This window comes from Microcystis sp. LE18-22.4A (genome assembly GCF_027531105.1).
Lineage (GTDB): Bacteria > Cyanobacteriota > Cyanobacteriia > Cyanobacteriales > Microcystaceae > Microcystis > Microcystis aeruginosa.
The window spans coordinates 1-1,486 of record NZ_JAPZRB010000404.1 but is presented as its reverse complement, the minus strand read 5'-3'; the positions used below and the strand labels follow the sequence as shown (position 1 = coordinate 1,486).

1 protein-coding gene and 2 pseudogenes are annotated in these 1,486 nt (G+C 38.2%); 2 read left to right on the top strand and 1 reads right to left on the bottom strand.

Features of this window, described 5'->3' with window-relative positions; all coding sequences use genetic code 11:
• On the top strand, positions 1-114 hold a 114-nt coding region (locus O9295_RS17920; RefSeq protein ID WP_130758671.1), incomplete at its 5' end, for a transposase.
• Here the strand turns inward: O9295_RS17920 and O9295_RS17915 are convergent.
• Positions 112-378, bottom strand: a pseudogene (locus O9295_RS17915) (hypothetical protein); the annotation flags it as partial. The gene O9295_RS17920 and the pseudogene O9295_RS17915 sit on opposite strands and share 3 nt — an antisense overlap.
• 352 nt (positions 379-730) lie before the next feature.
• Here O9295_RS17915 and O9295_RS17910 point away from each other — a divergent pair.
• Positions 731-1,332, top strand: a pseudogene (locus O9295_RS17910) (transposase family protein); the annotation flags it as partial.
• Positions 1,333-1,486: the final 154 nt, after the last annotated feature.

Here is a 1,486-nt window from a genome sequence, read left to right as displayed (position 1 = left end):
GTGGTCGAGGGAATCAACAATAAACTTAAACTAATAAAACGGAGAGGCTATGGCTTTAGAAACTTTCGGAATTTTTGGGTTAGAAGTATGTTATCTTGGCATCTTGTCTGTTGATTTAGCATAAAGGGTAACGAAGAGCCCTTGTTCATTATGAATTGTAGCTTCTACCCGACCCGTGACTTGATTTCCCTGAATATAAATCCTCGCGGTAGCATCCAGATTATCATTAGCGACTGAAAAACAATAACCTTGAATCGAAGAAGTGCTAGACGCTTGGGCAATTTGTCGGGGGGGATGATTTGCCATCCCTGGTGTAACATTGACTAAACTTGCAAAAATGACTAGACATCCTAATAATTTCATCATCATCGGAACCATTCCAAGTTTTCACTAATACTAAACTAATTATCGCCCTAGCCACCATATTTAGACTTTCCCGTTGACAAAAGACCATAACCTGTTTGTATCCGCTGCCCCCTTACTGGTTACAAATCTTAATAAATTTAACGGCGAAATTACGTTTAGGAACTTTTTCTATATACATGATACGGCTCTTCGGGAATTGTTATGCAAATAATTAACTTAAAATAAAATTCGATGAGAGCGCCTACGCTCAAAAGTAGCTGAAATTCATACAGGGAGGGACTTGAGGCACAAAAGGGTTAATACCAAAAGATAGACAATTGAGTTAAGATTTGATATAATAGCCAAAAACCCGAGTGTTTTACTTATGATACTTGACAAATTTTTGAACCTACAAGGAACCTGTATTCAAGGCTATCGACACCTAGAAAATATCGGTATAAGCTAAACGGCGCTTAACCTGCATGATCCAACAGCTATAACCCTTTTGGAGTCTATATCGGTGATCCGAAGTAAAAGCCGTTTAGCTTAGTTTTCCGAATCGAATCGAAAAATCAAAAAGCAATCTGTCCTCGTTGTGGGTTAGAGAGCGATCAACTCCACCAAAATCATCGACATTTAGTCAAAGATTTACCAATCTCAGGACAACCAGTGTACCTACAGGTTAATCGTCGTCAATTTAAGGGCGATAATTGTCAGAAACCCTTTAGCGAAGAGTTAGATTTTGTCGCCAAGAAACTAACCTATCCGAAAAGACTAGCCGCAAATATACTCGAACAATTAAAAGAAGGAGATACTTTAAATGTTAGCCGAAGAAATGACGTAACGGAAGAAGAGATTCAAAGAATGATAGAGGACATCGCCGAAGAAATTACAGAGCCAGACCTATCGGAATTAAAAAGACTAGGAATTGATGAAATCGCTCTAGTCAAAGGGCAAAAAAATTACTGTGCAGTTTTAGTAAATTTGGTTCTTCGGTTTGTGTTATGCAATGGACGGGGGTTATAAGGGATGGAACCCTTATAGAGAGAGACATTTGGCGATTTTTATCAATTGTTTTTGCTCTAAAGCGAACTAATCAATTAAGTCTCTTGCCAGATAAGGATTTAGTCAATTTATGCCC